The sequence below is a fragment of the Maridesulfovibrio pacificus (SeqCode) genome (genome assembly GCF_048612815.1).
In the GTDB taxonomy this organism is placed as follows: domain Bacteria; phylum Desulfobacterota; class Desulfovibrionia; order Desulfovibrionales; family Desulfovibrionaceae; genus Maridesulfovibrio; species Maridesulfovibrio pacificus.
Genome location: NZ_JBLZNE010000001.1, coordinates 779,328 through 800,588 on the forward strand (window position 1 = coordinate 779,328; position 21,261 = coordinate 800,588).

23 protein-coding genes are annotated in these 21,261 nt (G+C 46.2%); 14 read left to right on the forward strand and 9 right to left on the reverse strand.

What is annotated here, in order from left to right:
- Window positions 1–2 precede the first annotated feature (2 nt).
- The 8 genes from ACNI23_RS03785 (at window position 3) to ACNI23_RS03820 (ending at window position 8,859) form a co-directional block, all read left to right on the forward strand.
- A complete protein-coding gene (locus ACNI23_RS03785) occupies window positions 3–1,280 on the forward strand; it encodes an NAD(P)/FAD-dependent oxidoreductase (protein ID WP_420246872.1) in 1,278 nt (425 codons plus the stop codon).
- Between the two features lie 28 nt (window positions 1,281–1,308).
- Complete coding sequence (locus ACNI23_RS03790) at window positions 1,309–2,412, forward strand: class II glutamine amidotransferase (protein ID WP_420246873.1); 1,104 nt, start codon at window positions 1,309–1,311, stop codon at window positions 2,410–2,412.
- Window position 2,413: 1 nt separating this feature from the next.
- Window positions 2,414–3,166 carry a GltB/FmdC/FwdC-like GXGXG domain-containing protein gene (locus tag ACNI23_RS03795; protein WP_420246874.1) on the forward strand — a complete coding sequence of 251 codons (753 nt, stop codon included), beginning with the start codon at window positions 2,414–2,416 and terminating at the stop codon, window positions 3,164–3,166.
- Window positions 3,167–3,211: 45 nt separating this feature from the next.
- Window positions 3,212–3,562, forward strand: a complete 351-nt coding sequence (yajC, locus tag ACNI23_RS03800) for a preprotein translocase subunit YajC (protein WP_420246875.1) — start codon at window positions 3,212–3,214, stop codon at window positions 3,560–3,562.
- Window positions 3,563–3,677: 115 nt separating this feature from the next.
- On the forward strand, window positions 3,678–5,279 hold the full coding sequence (gene secD, locus ACNI23_RS03805; protein ID WP_420246876.1) for a protein translocase subunit SecD: 1,602 nt from the start codon (window positions 3,678–3,680) through the stop codon (window positions 5,277–5,279).
- Between the two features lie 13 nt (window positions 5,280–5,292).
- Window positions 5,293–6,366: a protein translocase subunit SecF gene (gene secF, locus ACNI23_RS03810; RefSeq protein WP_420246877.1), complete on the forward strand. Its 1,074-nt coding sequence runs from the start codon at window positions 5,293–5,295 to the stop codon at window positions 6,364–6,366.
- Window positions 6,367–6,543: 177 nt separating this feature from the next.
- Complete coding sequence (locus ACNI23_RS03815) at window positions 6,544–7,359, forward strand: sulfotransferase family 2 domain-containing protein (protein WP_420246878.1); 816 nt, start codon at window positions 6,544–6,546, stop codon at window positions 7,357–7,359.
- Between the two features lie 348 nt (window positions 7,360–7,707).
- Window positions 7,708–8,859 carry an amino acid permease gene (locus ACNI23_RS03820; protein WP_420246879.1) on the forward strand — a complete coding sequence of 384 codons (1,152 nt, stop codon included), beginning with the start codon at window positions 7,708–7,710 and terminating at the stop codon, window positions 8,857–8,859.
- Between the two features lie 37 nt (window positions 8,860–8,896).
- Here ACNI23_RS03820 and ACNI23_RS03825 read toward each other — a convergent pair whose 3' ends face one another.
- Window positions 8,897–10,135 (reverse strand): hypothetical protein, encoded by a 1,239-nt coding sequence (locus tag ACNI23_RS03825; RefSeq protein WP_420246880.1) that lies wholly within the window; start codon window positions 10,133–10,135, stop codon window positions 8,897–8,899.
- Window positions 10,136–10,538: 403 nt separating this feature from the next.
- Here ACNI23_RS03825 and ACNI23_RS03830 point away from each other — a divergent pair, with 403 nt between their 5' ends.
- Window positions 10,539–12,266, forward strand: coding sequence for an aldehyde ferredoxin oxidoreductase family protein (locus ACNI23_RS03830; protein ID WP_420246881.1), 1,728 nt, complete (start codon window positions 10,539–10,541; stop codon window positions 12,264–12,266).
- 59 nt (window positions 12,267–12,325) lie between these two features.
- Here ACNI23_RS03830 and ACNI23_RS03835 read toward each other — a convergent pair whose 3' ends face one another.
- The 5 genes from ACNI23_RS03835 to ACNI23_RS03855 form a co-directional block, all read right to left on the reverse strand.
- Window positions 12,326–12,787 carry a universal stress protein gene (locus ACNI23_RS03835; RefSeq protein ID WP_420246882.1) on the reverse strand — a complete coding sequence of 154 codons (462 nt, stop codon included), beginning with the start codon at window positions 12,785–12,787 and terminating at the stop codon, window positions 12,326–12,328.
- Between the two features lie 149 nt (window positions 12,788–12,936).
- Entirely contained in the window at window positions 12,937–13,908 is a 972-nt protein-coding gene (locus ACNI23_RS03840) for a 4Fe-4S binding protein (protein ID WP_420246883.1), read from the reverse strand.
- A gap of 19 nt (window positions 13,909–13,927) precedes the next feature.
- Entirely contained in the window at window positions 13,928–14,812 is an 885-nt protein-coding gene (gene rfbD / locus ACNI23_RS03845) for a dTDP-4-dehydrorhamnose reductase (protein ID WP_420246884.1), read from the reverse strand.
- Window positions 14,809–15,831, reverse strand: a complete 1,023-nt coding sequence (rfbB, locus tag ACNI23_RS03850; protein WP_420246885.1) for a dTDP-glucose 4,6-dehydratase — start codon at window positions 15,829–15,831, stop codon at window positions 14,809–14,811. Before rfbB ends, rfbD begins: the two co-directional genes overlap by 4 nt.
- A gap of 100 nt (window positions 15,832–15,931) precedes the next feature.
- Window positions 15,932–16,417 carry a tRNA (cytidine(34)-2'-O)-methyltransferase gene (locus ACNI23_RS03855; protein WP_420246886.1) on the reverse strand — a complete coding sequence of 162 codons (486 nt, stop codon included), beginning with the start codon at window positions 16,415–16,417 and terminating at the stop codon, window positions 15,932–15,934.
- Window positions 16,418–17,034: 617 nt separating this feature from the next.
- On the opposite strand from ACNI23_RS03855, the gene ACNI23_RS03860 reads away from it, so the two are divergent.
- Window positions 17,035–18,222, forward strand: coding sequence for a tyrosine-type recombinase/integrase (locus tag ACNI23_RS03860; RefSeq protein WP_420246887.1), 1,188 nt, complete (start codon window positions 17,035–17,037; stop codon window positions 18,220–18,222).
- Here the strand turns inward: ACNI23_RS03860 and ACNI23_RS03865 are convergent.
- The 3 genes from ACNI23_RS03865 to ACNI23_RS03875 form a co-directional block, all read right to left on the reverse strand.
- Entirely contained in the window at window positions 18,219–18,449 is a 231-nt protein-coding gene (locus ACNI23_RS03865; protein WP_420246888.1) for a hypothetical protein, read from the reverse strand. The genes ACNI23_RS03860 and ACNI23_RS03865 overlap by 4 nt on opposite strands.
- The gene (locus tag ACNI23_RS03870) at window positions 18,446–18,907 is read right to left on the reverse strand and encodes a phage regulatory CII family protein (protein WP_420246889.1); all 462 of its coding nucleotides are present in this window, start codon (window positions 18,905–18,907) and stop codon (window positions 18,446–18,448) included. Before ACNI23_RS03870 ends, ACNI23_RS03865 begins: the two co-directional genes overlap by 4 nt.
- Window positions 18,908–18,988: 81 nt before the next feature.
- Window positions 18,989–19,264, reverse strand: a complete 276-nt coding sequence (locus ACNI23_RS03875) for an XRE family transcriptional regulator (RefSeq protein WP_420246890.1) — start codon at window positions 19,262–19,264, stop codon at window positions 18,989–18,991.
- Between the two features lie 115 nt (window positions 19,265–19,379).
- Here ACNI23_RS03875 and ACNI23_RS03880 point away from each other — a divergent pair, with 115 nt between their 5' ends.
- The 4 genes from ACNI23_RS03880 (at window position 19,380) to ACNI23_RS03895 (ending at window position 21,184) form a co-directional block, all read left to right on the forward strand.
- On the forward strand, window positions 19,380–19,787 hold the full coding sequence (locus ACNI23_RS03880; protein ID WP_420246891.1) for a hypothetical protein: 408 nt from the start codon (window positions 19,380–19,382) through the stop codon (window positions 19,785–19,787).
- 123 nt (window positions 19,788–19,910) lie between these two features.
- Window positions 19,911–20,717: a nuclease-related domain-containing protein gene (locus tag ACNI23_RS03885; RefSeq protein WP_420246892.1), complete on the forward strand. Its 807-nt coding sequence runs from the start codon at window positions 19,911–19,913 to the stop codon at window positions 20,715–20,717.
- A 1-nt stretch (window position 20,718) separates the two neighbouring features.
- Entirely contained in the window at window positions 20,719–20,931 is a 213-nt protein-coding gene (locus ACNI23_RS03890; protein ID WP_420246893.1) for a hypothetical protein, read from the forward strand.
- A 31-nt stretch (window positions 20,932–20,962) separates the two neighbouring features.
- Entirely contained in the window at window positions 20,963–21,184 is a 222-nt protein-coding gene (locus tag ACNI23_RS03895) for a hypothetical protein (RefSeq protein ID WP_420246894.1), read from the forward strand.
- The last annotated feature ends 77 nt before the right edge of the window (window positions 21,185–21,261 follow it).

The following is a 21,261-nucleotide window of genomic DNA, read 5'->3' on the forward strand; positions in this document are numbered from 1 at the left end:
CCATGGCATATGTAATCATCGGTAACGGTATTGCTTCGCTTGGAGCTATTGACGGTATCAGGAAATATGACCGTAAAATCCCGATTACAGTAATCGGGGCCGAGAATACGGCTGCCTACGGTAAACCGCTGACTTCGTATTTGCTGGCAGGGAGAATCAGCCCTGAACGTTTATCCATGCGTCCGGATGATTATTACAAAGGTAAAAGCGTTAACCTGAAGCTGGCTACATATATAGAAAAGGTTGATCTTGAATCACGGGAACTGCAAACCTCCGAAGGTGAGCTTATTCCGTTTGAAAAGTTGCTGCTTGCTACAGGTGGTAAGCCTTACGTCCCTCAAATCAAAGGGCTTGAGGGGGATGATGTATATAATTTTACTGCTGCAAAGGATGCTTACCGCTTGATTGAATCCGTTAAAGATTTAAAGCGGGCGGTGGTCATCGGCGGAGGATTGATCGGCATTAAGGCTGCGGAGTCTTTATATACCAGGGGCGTGGAAGTCGCTGTTGTTGAAACGCGCGAACGCATATTACCGCTTGCCTATGATGAAGATGCTGCCGGGTTGATTTCACGTCGGGTGGAAGAAGCCGGAATGCTGGTCCGATGCGGGGTGAGCGGTAAGGAAATCGTGCGAGATAAGCAGGGTAAGCTGCGTGGAATACTGCTCGATGACAAAAGTTTTCTTGAAGCTGACGCTATCGTCATCGCCATCGGTGTGGTTTCCAATACCGAGCTTGCTGAACAGGCAGGCATTGAAGTTGATAAGGGTGTTGTGGTGGATGACAACATGTTTACCGGTAAAGAAGGTGTGTACGCCGCCGGGGATGTTGCACAGGCCCGGGATGTGATCTTTGACAAAGATAAAGTCGTCCCCATCTGGTCCAACGCTTATACCCAAGGATACTACGCCGGACGGAATATGGCGGGGAATAAATCTGCCTATCCTGGAACCATGTCCATGAGTTCAATCAGCTTTTTCGGTATGCCAACTATTTCTGTCGGAGAGGTCCATCCTGATTCTGAAAATGCTGATTATGAAATCTATACTTTTTTTGATGAACGAAAGCATAGCTATCGCAAGTTGGTATTCAAGAAAGATCGCCTTGTGGGTTACGTGCTGGTAGGGGATATAGATTTCGCAGGCATGTACACTTCATTTATCAAATTTAAATTCAAGGTAGATGCGGATGCACGCAAAAGGCTCAGTGAAGGTGAGCCGGACGTTCTAATGTGGCCGGATGAATTCTTTAACAAAGCATGGAATCCTGATTCAGAATAAGTCTTCCCTCAGCCGCCGGAGGCATCATATGAAAGCACCAGAAAATTATCATGATTTTGAGAAAGACATATCCGGTTGCGGAGTATTCGGTGTAATTAGCAAGAGCCGCGAATGCATTCCCGGCGATATCCCCATCGGGGCTATGGCTTGTATGCATGACCGTGGCAACGGGCTGGGCGGAGGTTTTGCGGCTTATGGAATCTACCCGGATCTGGCTGATAAATATTGTCTGCAATTGCTTTGCGACAACCAGCAGGCACTTGATAAGGCTGAAGTGATCATTAAAAGATTTTTTGATGTTTATGAAGCTGAACCGATAAGAACCAGAAAGGTGCTGACTATCCCGGACCCGCCTGTGGTCTGGCGATATTTTGTTTATCCCAAAGAGTTGCGGACCCAGTCGCATTTCAGCGGGGGAAGCGAATCGGATTATATTGTCGGTGTGGTCATGAAGATCAATAAAGAGGTTCCGGGCGCGTTCGTTCTTTCCAGCGGTAAAAATATGGGGGCTTTTAAGGGTGTAGGCTATCCTGAAGATATTGCCGAATTTTACCGCCTTGATGAATACGCAGCTTATATCTGGACCGGGCATAACAGATTCCCGACCAATACACCCGGTTGGTGGGGCGGGGCGCACCCGTTTACAATTCTGGATTGGTCCATTGTGCATAACGGTGAAATCTCTTCGTATGGTATCAATAGGCGGTACCTTTGTACCCACGGGTATGAATGTACCATGAATACCGATACGGAAGTTGTTGCATATTTAATTGATTTGTTGGTACGTAAACACGGTTTGAGCCGAAAACTGGCTTCGTCTGTTTTTGCTCCTCCTTTCTGGGAGGAAATCGCAAAAATGGATGAGCCGGAAAAAAAGCTTTACAGCGCACTTAGAACCACATACGCAAGTGCAATGTTAAATGGTCCGTTTGCTATTTTGGTAGCTGATTCCGACAGTTTGTGGGGATTAAACGACCGTATCAAGCTGCGGCCCCTCGTAGTTGCCCGTAAGAATGACCGTGTATTCATGTCCAGTGAGGAGAGTGCTATTCGGTTAGTCTGTCCGGATCTCGATGAGGTCTGGATGCCCAAGGCCGGAGAACCGGTAATTGTGCAGGCGGACGGGTGCTGATATGGCAGGATCATTTAAGATAGATGCTACTGATATGGACTACCGCAGGCTCAATGAAATAGTGCGGGAAAATGTTCGCAACGGAATTGATGAATTCGTTCTCGACAATGTTGTTGGACAAAGGTACATAGCTACAGCCCTTAAAGGGAATTTGACTTTCACAGTCAACGGCACGCCCGGTCAGGACATGGCTTCTTTTATGAAAGGGCCGAAAATTGTTGTGAACGGCAATGTGCAGGATGGAACCGGAAATACCATGGATGACGGTCAGATCGTTATCAAGGGACTTGCCGGGGATGTTCTGGGATACGCAATGCGCGGCGGAACTATTTACGTTCTGGGCGATGTCGGGTATCGGGTAGGAATCCATATGAAATCTTATATGGATCAACAGCCAGTGATTGTCATCGGCGGAAAGGCCGGTGATTTTCTTGGTGAATATATGGCCGGAGGAGTGATTTTACTTCTTGGCATGTTTTCTGGTAAACCAGATGCTCCCGTCGCGGGGATGTCCTTGGGAACCGGGATGCACGGTGGAGTGATCTACGTGCGCGGAAATGTTCCCGAAGATATGGTCGGCCGTGAAATAAAGGTTGAACCCGCGGATAAAGGCGATCTTGAGGCAATAGCCGAGATTGTCCGGGATTATTCAGAGGAAATCGGTGTGGATGCGGCAAGCATAATGGCTTCAGATTTTGTGAAGCTTTTGCCTCGGTCACACCGTCCGTATGGGGATATGTATGTTCCCGTGTAATAGGCGGATTGTTTTATTCGTACACAGTCTTTTCAGGAGGACGTAATGTTTTTTGCAGATGTCGCACACGCGATGGGTGCAGCCGGACAGCAGGCCCAGGGCGGGCCTATGGGCGCACTTGGCTCTTTTCTCCCCCTCATTCTCATGTTTGCAATTTTCTATTTTCTGCTCATCAGACCGCAGCAGAAAAAAGCCAAAGAGCACAAAGCTATGCTGGATGCAATCCAGAGAGGCGACCGTGTTCTTACCGCTGGCGGTATCTACGGCAGAGTAACTGCTGTTGATGGCGATGAGTTGACTGTTGAGCTTGCTGAAGGCATGCAGGTCAAGGTTGAGAGATCTTTTGTTTCCAACCTCGCCAACCCTGCGAAAAAAGAAGATAAGAAAGATAAGTAATCTTTTTTGTGTAGTGAAGCCTATAAGGCAAGTCACTTTTCGGGGTTGCCCGTGAGTGCTTGCCTTTTTAGTGTTTTAGTAACCTATCCTAGTTGAATTTATAAAGGGAGAGGAGATGAACGGGAGTCTTCGTTGGAAAATAGTTCTGACCCTGCTTGTTGTCGTGTTTGGAGTTTCTTACCTCCTTCCTTCACTGCCTGCGGTTCAGAATTCGGGAATGGCTCGCTTCCTGCCTGATGACAAAATCAGTTTGGGACTTGACCTTAAGGGCGGTATCCACCTCACACTCGGTGTTGATATGGATAAAGCCATGGATAACAACCTTGCTCGTATGGGAGACGATCTTAAAGCCGTTGCCCGCGAGGAAGGTGTAATTGTTTTGAAGCCCACAGTGCTTAATGGTGAAAGAATCGAAGCGGTTCTTCTTAAGGAAGCCCAGAAGGATAAGCTGGAAAAGCTTGTTAAAGATACCTTCGGCAACCTTACCATTCTTAGCTCAGCAGTGAAGCCTGACGGCAAAGTCACTTACGTTTTTGCTCCCACTCCGGAATACAAAAAGTACCTGACCAAGCTTACTATGGATCAGGCCATTAAGACCATCCGTAACCGTATTGACCAGTTCGGTGTGGCTGAGCCGGATATCCGTAAACAGCAGGGCAACCGCATTCAGGTGCAGCTGCCCGGTATGCAGGATCCCGAAAGAGCTATCAAAATTATCGGTAAGACTGCTCACCTCGAGTTTAAGCTCGTGGACGACGTTGCTGACCTTGAAAAAGCGCAGAAGGGTATTGTTGCCCCCGGTCGTGAACTCACTGTCATCATGCACAGACTTCCCGACGGTTCTTACATTGAAAAGCCGATTGTTCTTAAGAAAGACGCTATGCTGACCGGTGAATATATCACTGATGCTCAGACTCGTTTTGACCAGTTCAACCAGCCTTACGTAACCTTGAACTTCAACAGCAGGGGCGCAAGAATTTTTGAACGCGTCACTGGTGAGAATATCAAGAAACGCATGGCTATCGTTCTGGACGGAAAAGTTTATTCCGCACCGACCATTCAGGATAAGATTGCAGGCGGTCGCGCTTCCATTACAGGTAGCTACACTACTGAAGAAGCACATGACCTCGCTATCGTCCTTCGCGCCGGTTCACTGCCCGCTCCGGTTAAAATCCTCGAGCAGAGAACAGTCGGTCCTTCCTTGGGACAGGAATCCATTGATAAAGGTATATCTGCTGCTGTCGTAGGTAGTATCCTTGTTCTGGTCTTTATGCTCGTTTATTACGGATTTGCAGGGATCGTTGCTGACTTAGTGCTTGTGCTCAACGTTGTTCTTATTCTTGCAGGTCTTGCAGCTTTCGGTGCAACCCTGACCCTTCCCGGTATTGCAGGTATTATCCTGACTATCGGTATGGCCGTTGATGCTAACGTCATCATTTTCGAACGCATACGTGAAGAACTCAGAAGAGGGCTCACTGCCAAGGCCGCTATTGTTGAAGGCTACAGTAGGGCGACCCTGACTATTCTGGACGCAAACATCACCACTGTGATTGCTGCGGTTATTCTTTACCAGTTCGGTACCGGGCCGGTGCGCGGTTTTGCGGTAACTCTTACTCTGGGTATTATTACCTCCATGTTCACCGCTATTTTCGTGACCCGCATCTTGTTTGATCTTTACACCTCCAAGCGTGCTGCTGATGCGCCGCTGAACATTTAAGGAGAGTGAATAAATGGGATTGCAGATAATTAAACCCGATACCAAGATCGATTTTATCGGATTCAAGGCCAAAGCGTTCATCATTTCCGCTGTGCTGATTCTTCTCGGACTCGGCTCGCTGGTTATGAACGGCGGCCCTAAGTACGGCATCGACTTTGCCGGCGGTATTGTGGTTCAGGTTAAGTTTGATAAAAAAGTAGAAGTAAAGGCCGTTAAAGGTGCTCTTAAGGAAGCCAAGCTTCCCGGACTGGTTGTCCAGAGCTTCGGCCATGATGACGATAATGAAATCCTGCTCAGGACTTCTTCCTCCGATATCAGTTCCTCAGAAGTAAGGAACAAAATCTCTGCCGGCCTTGAGTCCGGTATGGATGGTACCGGATTTGAAATCCAGCGTCTGGAAATGGTCGGTCCTAAAGTCGGTGCTGACCTGCGTACCAAAGCTATCGAGGCTCTGTACTTTGCAGTGCTCCTGATTGCCATCTACATTTCCGGCCGTTTTGAAAAGCGCTGGTTTGCTGCGGCAATCATGGCTGGTGGTCTTTTCGGCGGGATTACCCTGCTGCAGATGCTTGGTATGTCCACCACCGTACTCATTTTCGGTGCACTGTTCATTACCATTGGATTGTGTTGGTACCTGAAGCTTAATTATGCGCTAGGTGCAATTGTGGCACTTATCCATGATATTATGATCACTGTGGGTATCTTCTCCCTGCTCGGCAAGGAGTTCGATCTGACCATCATTGCAGCTCTGCTGACCATCATCGGTTACTCCCTGAACGATACCATCATCGTTTTTGACCGTATTCGTGAGAACCTGCTCGGCAAAGTCAGTGATTGTCTTGCTGATACCATCAACATCAGTATCAACCAGACTCTTAGCAGAACCATTCTGACTTCCGGCACAACCCTGCTGGTTGTTGCGGCTCTGTTCGCACTGGGTGGCGGCGTTATCCACGATTTCGCCCTCGCACTGCTCATCGGTGTCGGTGTTGGTACTTATTCTTCAATCTTTGTTGCAAGCCCCATTCTTCTCGGATTTGGTCCCAGCAAAATTGAAGATGATGTGGAAGAGGCTGAAGCAGCATAGTTTCAGACACTTGCATATTGCTTATTCAAGCGGGAACGGTTTCGATCGTTTCCGCTTTTTTGTTTGGATTTGTCGCGGATTAATATTGTGGTGTCATGATGTTAATTTTGTTAAGTGAAAATGGATCGTATTTGGATTAACAGCATGAACTTGCCATTGAGCTCTTAAGGAGTTGTTTTGCACAGCCCATTCTTTTTTCTGCATATTCCTAAAACTGCGGGAACAACTTTAAATCATATCTTTGCCGCAAAATTTCCCGAAGGAACAATCTGCTCTGTCTACACAAAAGAAGAGAATGAGTTTCTAAGAAAAATCAGTGCGGAAGAAGTAGATCGTATTAAGCTTGTTCAAGGGCATATCTTTGTGCACAACTTTGATGAGTTTTTCTCCGGTGCTTTTGGGAAATATGCATTTACATTTCTACGCGATCCTGTTGCGCGGGTTGTTTCTGAATATAATTTTTTACGCACTTGGCCTGAGAATCATCTCTATCGCTATTTGAATGAAGAGAAAGTTACCTTGATTGAGTATGTCAGCAGTCAGCGGCCAGAACTTATTTATAGAGGTAAGAATCTGATGGCCAGGTCTCTTTGCGGGGCTGTTGAAGACGGCAGAAGCATGCTTGAGAGAGCAAAGGACAATCTGCAAAGATTGCATCTTTTTGGTATTACTGAGCGGTTTGACGAAAGTTTGCTACTGCTGAGACGGATGATGAATCTTGAAAATATTTTATATGAAAAACATAATGTAAGAAAGAAGCGAAGCGAGATAACAGACGAAGAGCTAGAAGTAGTTCGTGAGTACAACAGTCAGGATATCGAGCTCTATAAATTCGCCTCAAGCCTGTTCGAGCAGCGTGTTAATGATTTAGGTGATGATTTTAAGAAGGAATTAGCTGTTTTTAAAAATATGAATGAACGTTATCAGCGAATAGCCAGTCTGCTTATGAAGCAGAATGCAGATGATAACGAAGATTTTATATATGGAAAATAGCTAAGCTCGTATTGGCAGATACTGTTTTCGACGGCGGGAGTGCTTTGGGCATTTTCGCCTTTATCGTTTTTTTCGCTCTCTTTTGTTTAATTGTTAATGTTTAGGCATTAAATTTCGGTATTATTAAAATTGTTGCAAATTTTTCCGATAAGCGTATGTATTCGCAAGGGGAAGGCGGCAATAGCCGTCGTAAATAAGTTCTGGTCTTACCTATGTCCCGTTCTTAGTCCATTGTGCTTGTCTCTTTACCTGTCTGCATCTTTTCTATTCATAGCCTTATAAGGCATTGCTCCTGCTTCCTTTACGGAATGCGGGATTTTCTTTGTTTTATTATTTAAGGAGATAATTTTGAATACTAAGATGATCGGTGCAATCAGTGTGGTTGCAGGGACCTCTATCGGTGCAGGCATGCTTGGACTGCCCATTACGCTGGGAAATTTAGGATTTGCAACCGGGGCAAGCGCGCTTGTCTTTATGTGGATTGTGGCTGCTTATTCTGCATTGATGCTTCTTGAAATCAATCTTGAGTTTGGTCAGGGGGTAAATTTCAATTACATGACGGGGAAGATTCTTGGGCGCGCGGGGCAGTTGATAGGTACCGGAAGTGTTTTCTTTCTATTATATTGCTTGATTGTTGCTTACCTGAGTGGTCTCGGGGGGCTTGTCTCCAATGCCACAGGATTTGATCCCCGCACGGGGACCGTGATACTCACAGCTATAAGTATTGCTGTTCTTGTTGCCGGAACCCATTTTGTAGTGCAGGCAAACAAGTTTTTATTCATCGTTATGTTGATGGCAATGCTGGCAAGTTTTGCAGCCTTAGGCGGGCATATGGATTTGAGTTACCTGAAACAGGGAAATCCTACCCCGGCAGCTTTGTTTGTTACTCTTCCTGTGCTGATCACTTCATTCGGTTATCATGTCTGTATTCCAAGTATTGTGACTTATATAGGTGAAGACAAAAAGAGTCTCATCCGTATCCTTATTGTTGGTGGGGCTCTGCCAAGTCTTTGTTATCTTCTCTGGCTTTTTCTCTCGCTTAGCAGCACTGCTCCGGAGCAATTGGCGTCAATGACGAATGTTGATGCTTTAGTGGAATTGATCAGTGGAGGAATCGGCTGGGTTAAAACCATTGTTTCTGTTTTTGCGGCTCTTGCACTGGTTACTTCTTTTTTCGGGGTTTCGTTAAGCCTTTTTGATCTGGTTGCCGAGACTTTCAAGCGCAAAGATACCAATATGGGGCGTACCGGAACTGGTCTGATTGTTTTTGTTCCGCCTCTTATAGCTTCTTTGCTGGCTCCGGACGGATTCATTGCTGCTCTTGCTCATGCCGGGGCTGCTTTTACTGTTATCGCGGTCTTGCTTCCGTGTATTATGATCTGGAAAATGCGCGCAGCAGGACTAAATCAGAAGTTCAGGGCTTTTGGAGGGCGACCTGCAATTGTAGCCAGCTTTTTGTGCGGTGTGGCAATCATACTCGCCAATTACGTTCATGCATAAAAAAAAGGGGCCCGTTTGAGGCCCCTTTTTTTTATATTTAATATCTGAAGATCCAAGGAAGAATCAGGACGGAGAATCCGGTCCAGATTGAGTAGTAGGGTAAATAGCGGGCAAGCCCGGATTCTACATCATCCAGAGTCCCTTTACCTGAATGATAGCGCAGGTACCCTAAGCCCATAATTGCAAGGTTTCCGAATACCACCAGATTTGAGCCGATCACACTTAAGCGGTTTGCTGTCAGTCCGAATTCAAAAATGCGCCAGCCGATCGCACAAATCCCCACAATATCGAGAATTACAGTCGCTACAACCATGAGACTGATAACCGAAGTTGCAACTTTACCTGATTCTTTTTCTCCTCGTCCGGTCAGGGTGAATATGGCTGTAGCCAGCACGGTTAATAGGAGGATGTTGTAGGTGAGCAGGGTGGAGCGGTCCTGAAAGAGCTCGTCGGTATTCCAGGCCATCGCTCCCATGTACCCTAAAATGAGCACCAGCAATAATGGTGAAAATATCCGGGCCAGCAGGGGAACCAATTTTCGGGCAGCTGAATATGTATCCGTTGCCCAAGCCGCAACCAGAGGTATTGAAGCCAGTCCGTATATTGCCAGATCTTCAATTATCCAGCTGCTGTCTATGTGCAACATATCCAAAAGGCCGAAAGTCAGCAGAAGAAGTATCCCGCCTCCCAGAAAGAAAAGTCCGGCATGAATTATCCACTCGCCGCTGAAACGCAGGAACTCGATACGTTGATCTGTGGAACGCCAGTTTTGATTTATACGGCTTACCCCATAAAGCGACCAGATCAGGAAGGGTAGATTCAAGCAGGCTAATTCAAAAGTATCATTCCATTTTACAGGAAGAAAATACATGACCAGACCGATAACAGCACTGATTGCAAGCCCTGAACTAGTAACCTTTCGGGGCCAGTCGCGCATGTGCATAGTATAAAGAAACATGGCGATCAGCGAAACTAGTGAGCTCATCCAGCCTAATATTTCGTAGTTATCCAGATTGGTCCAATCCGGTAGTTTCAATATGGTCCCGGCCAGAAAGCAAAGAAGCAGCATTACCGTCAGATCAATGGCAGATAAGGAGGCTGCTTTAGGAGCAGAATATTCCAGTCGTGCCTGCCATGCCCGAAACAGGATTGAATCTTTCTGATCAGAAAATGCATCCTGATATCTTTTTTTAAAGTCTTTGGGGTTGTTGCGATAAATTTGTTCCAGTTCTTCCGGTTCATTAATTGCTTTGCTGATTTTTGAATTGATGTCCATATTTTCCCCTTTGCAGTGGATGCGGGTTAGGATCAGAGATGATTTTGATTAAAACTATTCGCAAGATGAAAATCTAGTCAATATTTGCTCTATAAATGTAATTTATATTTTTTGTGTGTTTTGGTTGTGTATGATTTTGTTTTATGTAAAATTTTAATGCAGTAGATTGATTTTGTGATGATGTGTTTATGCGTTAAGATGTTATTGTAGTGCAGTTTTGCAGCAATTTACATAAATATGTCAAAAAAGATATAATAAAATGTTATGTGCTTCGGGGGATATAATTTAAAATCTTTGACAAGAGTGCGTGCAGGTATATAATCGGGGCACTTATTAACAAAACGGATTTATTTAAGAACGAAGGTTGATTTTTACTAATTTTCTAAATTTATAGGTGGTTATCATGCCCAGAATCCTAAGAATCAATACCCGCACTAAAGAATTCAAATTTGAAGAACTTGGTGATTATGCTGGCCTCGGCGGACGCGCCCTGACCTCCAGAGTCGTAAACACCGAAGTTCCCGGCGACTGTCATGCTCTTTCCGCAGAAAACAAGCTCGTATGGGCTGCCGGTATCCTCGCTGGTTCCGGTGCTGCCAACTCCGGCAGACTCTCCTGTGGTGCCAAGTCTCCCCTGACTGGCGGTATCAAGGAAAGTAACTCCGGTGGACAGTTCGCACAGGTTCTGCCCCGTCTCGATATTCAAGCAATTATTTTTGAAGATAAGCCCGAAATGGACGCTCCTTTCTCTATTGTAGAGATTTACGCTGACCGCGTAGAATTCAAGGATGCTACCCCCATCGTGGGCAAGGACAACTATCCCGCACATGAAGAACTTAAAAAGATGTACGGCGAAAAGGCTGTTACCGCTCTGGCCGGTCCTGCTGGTGAGCAGTGCCTTGCTGCATCCACCATCCAGTTTTCCGATCCGCATCTGAATCCTGCTCGTTCTGCAGGGCGTGGCGGTATGGGTGCGGTTATGGGTTCCAAAAAGATCAAGGCTGTTGTTCTTGATCCTGAAGCCACAGGCCGTATCAAGCCCGTCAATGAAGAAGCTTTCAAGGTTGCCCGTAAACGCTGGCTTGAAATCCTCATGGGTCACCCTGTAACCAGTGAAGGTCTGCCCGCATTCGGTACCGCTATCCTCGTTAACATCATTAACGAAGCCGGCGCACTGCCCACCAAGAACTTCCGTTACGGTCGTTTTGATGACGTTGCTGATATCTCCGGTGAGAAAATTGCTGAAGTTATCGAGTCCCGCGGTGGTAAAACCAAAGAAGGTTGCCATACCGGTTGTGTTATTCAGTGCTCTCAGCGCTACAATGACAAAGACGGTAACTACCTGACTTCCGGTTTTGAGTATGAAACTGTTTGGGGTTTCGGTGCAAACTGCCTGATTAACGACATCGACGATATCGCCACCATGGACCGTATCTGCGACGAAAAAGGTATCGACACCATTGAAATGGGTTGTACCATGGCAGTTGCAATGGACGGCGGCGTCCTTAACTGGGGCGACAGCAAAGCCGGTATCGAGCTGCTTAAGAAAGTCGGTTCTTCCGATGCCATGGGCCGCATCATCGGTAACGGTGCAGACTTCGCAGGTCAGGCATTCGGTGTAGACCGTATCCCCACCGTTAAAGGTCAGGGTCTGCCCGCATACGATCCCCGCTCCGTAAAGGGTGTCGGCGTTACCTACGCTACCACTCCCATGGGCGGTGACCATACTGCCGGTTACGCAGTTGCTACCAACATCCTTAAGGTTGGTGGTGATGTTGATCCCCTTTCCAAGGAAGGCCAGATCGAACTTTCCAAGAACCTCCAGATAGCTACCGCAACCATCGACGGCCTCGGCCTTTGTCTGTTCGTAGCTTTCGCTGTTCTGGATACTGAAGATGCAGTTCAGTGCATGTGTGATCTCGTTGCCGCAACACACGGTATCGAATTCACCGCTGATGATTTCATCGCACTCGGCGTGAACACTCTTAAGGATGAACTCGAGTTCAACCGTAAGGCCGGTTTCACCAAGAGCGATGATCAGCTGCCCCGTTTCTTCAGCGAAGAAAAGCTTGAGCCCCATAACACTGTTTGGGAATACACTGTTGAAGAACTTCAGGCTGCTAAAGTCTAAGGCTGCTTAAAATAGAATTAGTTAAGCCCGGTTGAGATTTTCTCAGCCGGGCTTAATTTTTATGTGTTCTTGATTACATGCACTGATACCGGGGACTTTTTGATTACCTGCTCGGCAACACTTCCTATAACATCAGGAGCGGAGTGTTTCTTTTCACGTCCCAATCCATGACTGGAAATGACGATCAGGTCTGCATTTTCCTTTTCCGCATGTTCGATGATGTTTGTTACCGGATCACCGAGAGTCAAACGAATCTCAATCAGCGGGCAGCTTCTCAGCTCTTCATCACATAACTTATTAAGGGTCTTGCGGGCTTTTTCTACTTCCCAGTCGCGGAAGTCGTTCAAGCGGTCTTGGTCAGGGTAGTTTCCGTAGGCTGGAAAGTAGGAGCATAGATCAATGGCTGAATACAGGACAACGACTTTGGCGTTGTGGAGCTTGGACAGGGAAACTACTTCATCTATTGATTCCCGTGAATAGCGCGACAGGTCCGTCGGCCACAGGATAGTTTTTACTGACATATGTACCTCCATTTTTGAATATGTACCTCCATTTTTGAAATGGAATTTGTATCTATTCATAATATAAGTTCTGGATGTAAAAATAAAAGGGCCGTGAAATAAGTATTATTTCACGGCCCTTTTATTTTGTTTTGCAGGAATATGTTTTTTTACATCATCATATAATATTTACGCAGCATTTCCAGAGGGTAAGGAGAATCCCAGTGGTTGGTAAACTTGGCAGCAGCATAATATACCAGCAGGATCACCAGTGATCCGGCAGCAATTACATACCACGGCAGTTTTACTCTGCTCAAGCGGTCAGTGACGTTCAGGCAATCGTCCACCGGACATGCGTTGATGCATTGGGTGCAGCCTACACATTCAGGTGAATTGATGGTCTGCTTGCGGTCTACTTCAATTCCACCGGGGCAGGCTTTGTTGCATTTACCGCAGCTGATGCATTTTTCCTCATCACGTTTAACGGCAATGGGCGACACTTTGGCGATGATCCCGAGCAGAGCCCCGTAAGGGCAGAGGAAGCGGCACCAGAAGTAGGGAATGAAGATGCCCAGTATTAATATTGCCCCGACAATCAGTGCTGCAGTCATGCTCATGTCCGTAAAGAAGAGCATCATTTTTGCCTCAGCTGTGAAATTGTAAGGGGAATGGATAAATGCATCCAGTTCGCGGCCGCCCATTTTGAAAATAGCTATTATAAAAAAGGCTAAGGCAATGTATTTGGGTATCAGCATCCCGAATTCAATCTTGCCTTTGACGGTTATGATTTTACCGATTTTTCGGCCGATTTTGTTGAGCAGATTGTGGATGAATCCCACCGGGCAGAGATAACCGCAGAATCCCTTGCGCATGATCAAGCTCATGACCAGAATCGCAATGAAGATGGTCAGCCCTGCAGGATGAACTTCATCAAATATACCTTTGGTAAAGAGCTGTTTTAGGGAAAGCAGAGAGCTGATAGGCAGAAAGCCTTCAACTGCTCCGGGCTTGGTCACGGCAACGTCTGAGTTACCGATCATCCATTGGTAAAAAAGATAAAAGCGGTATCCCACCCAGATGCAGAACAGAGTCATGGCACACTGGATGGAATCCCGCAGCAGTTCAGGGGATATTTTTTTCATTTTTCCTTTGCCGGGAAGATTAATCTTCCTGATGGTCTTTCAGGTCGTTGTATACATAGTCCCTGAGAGCCTGCACCCACGGGCGCGGGGTTTTCCCGGTTACCTCTGTAAACTTGGAGGTGTCGAGAACTGAGTAGGGCGGTCGAGTGGCCTTGGTGGGGTAGGCGGAAGTAGGGACAGGGTCGACCCGGCAATTAATGGCGCAGCTGTCGATGGCCTCGGTGGCCAGCTCACACCAGCTTGCCTTGCCGGAGTTGACTACATTGAAAATTCCTTTGGCTTCGTGTTTGAGCAATTCAATGGAGTAATCCGCCAGATCAGGTGTGTAGGTCGGAGATCCGGCCTGATCGTGCACAACAGTAAGGCTTTCACGTTCCTTGGCGAAGCTCAGGATCTTGTGGACAAAGTTGGTCTTGTGCGGTCCGAACAGCCATGCTGTGCGGATGATCAGAATCCCATCGTAATCAAGATCCTTTAGTCGTTCTTCCCCGGCAAGTTTGGTTTCGCCGTAAACCGATTGAGGGTTTGTTTTGTCCTCTTCCAAGTAGGGTGAATCCTTTTTACCGTCAAAAACGAAATCCGTGCTGTAGTGGATCAGTTTAATTTTGAATTGCTTGCAGAGCCTGCCCAGAGTGGCTGGCAGGGTGGTGTTCAGCAGGTGGGCTTTGTTTTCCTCGTCTTCAGCAAGGTCGACCATTGTGTAGGCCACGGTGTTGAAGATAAAGTCCGGTTCTTCCCTTTCCAGCATTGCGGTCAGGGACTCCTCATTCAGGGGATCAAAATCGGAGCGGGACAGCGGGATGGTTATGATATCCTGTGCCTGTAGCTTTTCAGTGAGGCTCTGTCCGAGCAGTCCGGTTTTGCCGCCGAGGATTACGGCCTTTTTGCCTGCTAAATCGATCATTTTCGTTCTCCGTACCATTGGTCCATGAATTCGCGGTAAGCGCCGCTACGCACGTCTTCAAGCCATTGACCGTTGTTCTGGTACCATTCGATGGTTTTGCGTATTCCTTCATCAAAAGTAACTGCCGGAGCGAAGCCAAGTTCTTTTTCAGCCAGTGAATAGTCCATGGCATATCGCATGTCGTGTCCGGGTCTGTCTTTGACATAGGTTATGAGTGACTCATCTTTTCCGAGAATTGCCAAAAGCTCCTTGACCAGTTCAAGGTTGGTTTTCTCGGCAGCCCCGCCGAAGTTGTAGGCTTTACCGGGCTGTCCTTTAAGCAGAGTCAGTTCCACCCCGGTGCAATGGTCGTCAACATAGATCCAGTCCCTAATGTTGGAGCCGTCCCCATATATGGGCAGGCTTTCACCCGTAGTTGCCTTGATAAACATAAGCGGGATGAGTTTTTCCGGGAACTGGTATGGACCGTAGTTATTGGAGCAGCGGGTGATGGAAACGGGAAATTTGTATGTTTCGAAGTATGCCCGGGCCATGAGATCTGCCCCAGCCTTGGAAGCGGAATAAGGGCTGTTAGGCTCAAGTGGGTTCTCTTCGTTGAAGGCCGGATCATTGGGGCCGAGGGTTCCGTAAACTTCGTCAGTGGAAACATGGACGAACTTTTCAATGCCTGCACTGCGGGCGCATTCCATCATATTCTGCGCGCCAAGGGTGTTAGTGGTCAAAAAGGGTGCGGGATCATTGATGGACCGGTCTACGTGAGATTCTGCAGCAAAGTTGACTACGGCATCGATTTTATAGTCGTGCAGTACGGAAGTAACGAACTCTTTATCGCAGATGTCACCATGAATGAATGTGTAGCCGGAGTTCTCATTCTGTTCCAGCTCAAGCAGGTTCTTGCGGTTTCCGGCGTAGGTCAGCTTATCAAGGTTGAACATTTTCCAGTCAGGATGTCTTTCTTTCATCAGGTAAATGAAGTTGGTTCCGATAAAACCGCATCCGCCGGTAATAAGAAGTCGCATAGAGTCTCCGCTTATGGTTAAAATTCAAGGGCGAACATACCTGTTGCCGCAGTGTTATGCAAGAAAGTGCAGTGTGCAAATTGATGTGCAGTGACGGTCTTTATTTAAAAGAAACCTCTGTCTCCAGACATGACAATGCCTGATAGAGAATGATCCCCGCAGAGGTGGAAAGGTTCAGGCTGCGTACATTGTCAGTAGTGGGAATGTTCACCGCGTGTTTGAATTCATCAAACATCCATTCGGGCAATCCCCGCGTTTCCGGGCCAAGCACGAGGTGGTCTCCGGGCAGAAATTCAAATTCGAAAAGATGGGTTCCCCTTTTGGCGCTGGTTGTGACCAGTCTTTGGGGTTTTGCATTCTCTTTGTACTCCTGCCAGTTTTTCCAGACCGAAAGTTTTACCTTGGGCCAGTAGTCCAGCCCGGCTCGTTTGAGGTGCTTGTCGGAAATGGAAAATCCCAGCGGTTCGATGAGGTGAAGCTGGGTGTCTGTTCCGGCACAAAGTCTTGCAATGTTACCGGTATTGGGCGGAATTTCAGGTTCAAAGAGAACTATGCTGAAAGGATTTGTAAATTTTTCCTGTGTCATGGCTGGAATCGATAGCAGGAGAAGGGGGTTAGGGCAATCCCCGAATCGGGATTAAAAATCGGGCATAAAAAAATGTCCGGATTAATCGCGGGAGGGAGGCAGAATCGCTTTTGTTTATATTTCTTTTCTAAGCTGTTCGTTTCTACCGTTTCCTGCACTCGCCTATCAGTCCAGAACATTTTTCTAAAGATGGGGGTGAAGAACGACTCTTAATTTTAATGGCTGTTGCCTGAAATTTTATTTTGTTTAGTCTGTTCTTTTTGTCCGTCTTGATTATTTATAAGCAGTTTACGTGCCATTTTTGATGTTAAGTGAGTAACTGCTTTGAATAGCGTGTCTTTTCAGAAAAGGGTAGGAAAATATTTCTGTCGTCATTGTCCTGCGTCGGAAAATAGACGGGGTTTTGGCTGTTATGTTGGCGAAATTGTCAAAGAAGAAATACAATATTGTAGGCACAAAAAAAGGGACCGCGAGGGACTTTTTGCAAAATTTCCAAAATGTGATTTAGCGTCTCTAAGCGCTTTGAATTTAAAGGAATCATTGGGTATTACTATGTTCCAACGTCTATTAAAGTCCATCAATGTAACTGAGAAAAGTGGGACAGGAGTGGAACAAATATGGCCGCCAATAGATTTGAGGCAACTAAGTATACCGGTGTCCGATGCAGGAGTCATAAGACTCGCAAGCATGGAGTTCAATTCGATAAATATTATGTGATCCGTTACAAGGTCAATGGAAAGCTCAAGGAGGAAGGTCTTGGCTGGGCTTCGCAAGGATGGTCCCCGGCCAAAGCATACAAAATCCGCTCTGAGATCGTCACAAATATCAAGCTTGGAGTCGGGCCACAGTCTCTTAAAGATTTCAGAGAGGCAAAAACAGAGAAAGAGCGCGTAAAACGGGTTGAAATGCAGGCCCGGAAGACCTTTTCTGATGCCGGTGGAATTTTTATTGAAGAGTACTCCAAAAACAATAAGAAAAGTTGGAAGCACGACAGCACCCGCTTCAGGCTTCATCTTCAGCCGGTTATCGGACAGATTTATCTCGATGACTTGCGTCTGAAGCACATTGAAGAGCTTAAGAATGTCGTTACAAGGAAGGGGCTTTCTAAGGGAACAATCAAGCATTGTCTCACGCTTGCCCGGCAAATTTGCTATTACGCTATCAAACGGGGCTGGCTTACCAGTGATAATCCCGTCAAGGGAATTAAGTTCCCTAAGCCCAACAACCGCAGGCTCCGTTACTGTTCTGTCGATGAGGAATACGATTTTTTTGAGATGGCTGTGAACATGGGCTACAGCGAGTGCCATGATATTTGTCTGCTTAGTCTCTACACAGGCATGAGAATGGGGGAAATTTTTGCGCTTACCAGACAGGATATTGATCTGGTTGAGAACAGGATCATTATTAAAGGTCGATCCGGGGCGGACGATGGACCCAAGGCCGGTGGCAGCAGGGTTGCATATATCATCGAGAAGATAAGGCCGATGCTGGAGAGCAGGCTTGCTATGTTTCAAGGTCGAGAGGCTTTGATTTTCCCAAAGCCTAACGGTGGAATGCGTAAGTGCATTGGACCTGATTTTGCGACCCTGATGGAGCATCTTGGATGGAATGATGGCGTCACTGATCGCCGTTTGCGTTTTTGTGCTCATTGCTTCCGTCATACTTTTGCTTCCCGTCTTATTGCTAAGGGTGCTCCGCTTACTGTTGTTAAAAAGATGCTGGGCCATTCCAATATTCAGACCACTATGCGCTACACCCACACTCAAGATGAGCAATGTCGTGATGCTGCACAGTTGCTGCTCTAGACCAACGGGTTAGAGTCTTCGATAAACCAGTCCACAAAATGTTCACGGGAGTAGAAGACCTTGCGCCCGCGCTTGAACCTTCCTTCCAGCGGTCCTGCTCCCTGACAGTCCAGCATGCGCATGGTCTTTGCCTTGATGAGTCCGCCGGTATGTTTTTCAACTCCCTGTCTGCTGAGGATGGGAGGGAGTGTCTTGATCAGGTGATTTTTAAGTTCTTCTTTGGTCATGGACTTACTCCATCAATTAAGCTTGGGGGGTGTTGCTTTGCTGTATTATCGAGTCCGCAGATCAGTTCCTGAATGGCTGTCATAGCCTCCTGTCCTTCCTTGCGAATTAGTACTTTGTCTTCGTCATTCAACTCACCATCTTCGATTGCTTCACCATAAACTGATATGAGGTCACCGAATTCTTTCACTGCCTTGACCAGTGTGGCGTTGGGGCAGTTCTCGTCAGGTATCATTATAAATAGACCGCCCATTTCAGCTGCCAGCAAATGCATGGGGGAGTTCGAACCGCAGGCTTTCATTAAAGGGACAAGGAGTTCAGCTCCAAGCTTGTGGCTTGTATTCTCATAGTTCAGCTCATTGAGGAGGACATGGTGTTTCTTGCCCACTTTAGCGGCTACTGCACGTGTTCCGATATCTGAATTGATAACCATCTTGCGAACTGTTTCTGTCAGCTTCATGAAATTGCTCCTGAAAATTACACTGCGCTTAACGTGACCATGAACGTGAATAGACGTAATTTTTGGTTGGCTGATCCTATACTAAACAGTTTTGCGTTTAGGGCCTGGTTTTTCTGCGCTGCGTGCTGGAAGGATGTCTTCGGGCATATCGTATTCGTCCCGTAAGATATCTATATATTTCTGCGGACATTCACCGCTGCGGATAATGCAGGAAACCCTTGAGGGGGTGAGCTCAAATCTTTCCGCAAGTACTACATTGGTTATCCCATTCTTCTCCATCCACGCACGGCGCAGAAAGTGATCCGGAATAGATTCAGTAGTAAAAGCTTGCGCAGACTCTTTAGTTTGGTTAATCATCAATGGAACCTCAATAAGTTGATGGTTATTTTGATTTAATGTGTTTGGTTTAGTGAATGTATAAGATAAAAACGAAAACTGAGTCAACAGTTTTTGAAGGAAGTTTTCAATTTAAATGTCTTTGGAAGGTTTTAAAGAGCGATTACAAGAAGTTATTCATCAGCTTCGTATAGAAGATCAAGACTTCGCAAAAGCTGGGGGTATCTCAAAAGCTACTTTGTCGGGGTATTTTGGTAGCGATCGTCAACCGAAGCAGGAGACAATTGCTAACTGGGTTAGCAAATATAATATTGATGCAAATTGGTTGATGCTCGGTGAAGGAGATATGTTTCGAGGTAAAGAAACTGTATCTAACTTAAGTTTACCGAATATTACCAAAAAACTGATGGACGTTGAAAAGTCCATGGATAAAGCGGCTCAACTCGCCAAGCTGGAGGCTATGAAAGCCGTCATCGAGGGCGAGATCTTAGCTGAAAAAAATATGCTATCCGGAGATGGCGACGACCATGTCGCAAATGGATAGAGCGTAGTTCTGATTGGCCCTCATTTATTAAAGGAATGTGGGTCAATTTTTTTAGCTAAGAGACGTGTGATTTTGAAAATTGCTTTTTGGGTTTGAGTTTTTGAATATTTTAGGGGTGGAGTCTTGTCGGATTTTTCAATTCTATTGCTGCTAGTGGTTCTAGCTGTTGCTTACCGTTTTCTAAGGCCCAAGAAAAATGGTTCTCAGGTTACGAAGAAGGACGCGGAAAAAAAGGAGTTTTTCAAAGAAAACTCCATTTCCGCTACTTTGTTGCGTTCTGAAGAATATATTGAACGGATGCGCCGATTTAATAATCGTTGCTACAAAAATCTGACCGGGCAGGATCGAATCAATCATTATGGAGAAGAGGGTGAGCTGGTCGTTCTTGGGCATTGTGAGCTGGTTGGTAAGTCCGCTGTATATAGTAATGTAGGTTTAGCTCATGAAGGTGAAAAGTGCGAACTGGATATTCTCGCACTCTGTAAATATGGCCTCGTTCATGTTGAAGTTAAGAACTTCTCCGGGTGCTATTGTCCGGCAGATGATTGTACCTGCTATCGTCCTGAAAAATGGCAGAAGGAATGGAAGGGGCAAACTAACGTTCTTAGATCACCGGTTGTTCAGGCTGAAAGGTCCAGAGGGATTCTCGCCGAATCTTTGCCCGTCATTATTAATGACTCTCTCCCAGTATTCTCTGTAATTGTTTTCACCAACGGAACCTTCAAGCTCTCCAGAGTTGCTGAGGATCGTATAGTCATGTGTTCAGCAGAGACTTTTCAGGAAGTCTTTGATGAGTTCGTGAATGGTAGGAATCCTGAGTTTTCAGAGAAGATTGATCCGGTTGGTGCTGCAAAGTTTATGGCTGAACTTAAGGGTAATGATTTGTATCCGGCTTTTTATGCTCCAGAAACATTTAGGTGTTACAGGTAGAATGATGATTGATAGTTGGGGATGGCGTAAGGCTAAAGGCCTTAGCGATAAGCATGAAGGCATGGAAAGCTATAAGCAGGGGTTCGAAAAGACTTTGGCTGAGGGGATGTTCCATGAAGAAGCTTCAAGGTCGGAAGAGTCGCTCTGGAGTAATTTTTGCCGGGCTGATGAGCTTTTGGACGAGCATTTTGATATCTGTGATGCTGCTGATTAGTCTGTCTATATGATGTGAGGAGTATTGTTGGATGTATTTAAAATTAAATTGGGAATTGATAATTAAGTTTGTTTTGGGAGCAGTTGCAGGAGTTGTCGTTGGATATATTGTGTATGCGTTGCCAGCAGGAGCAGGCGGTGCGATGAGTTTCAAGTCATGGCTTAAGTATCCTGTCAGCAAAGGAATTATATGGTGGGCTGTCGGCGGTGGGGGATATTTTGTGTTGTGTGCTAAATCTCGTAGGGATGTGTAATTTAGAAGATTAAATATGGGAAAAAACATAATATAGCTACCTTATTTATTAAGAAATAAATCGGCTGAGATTATAAA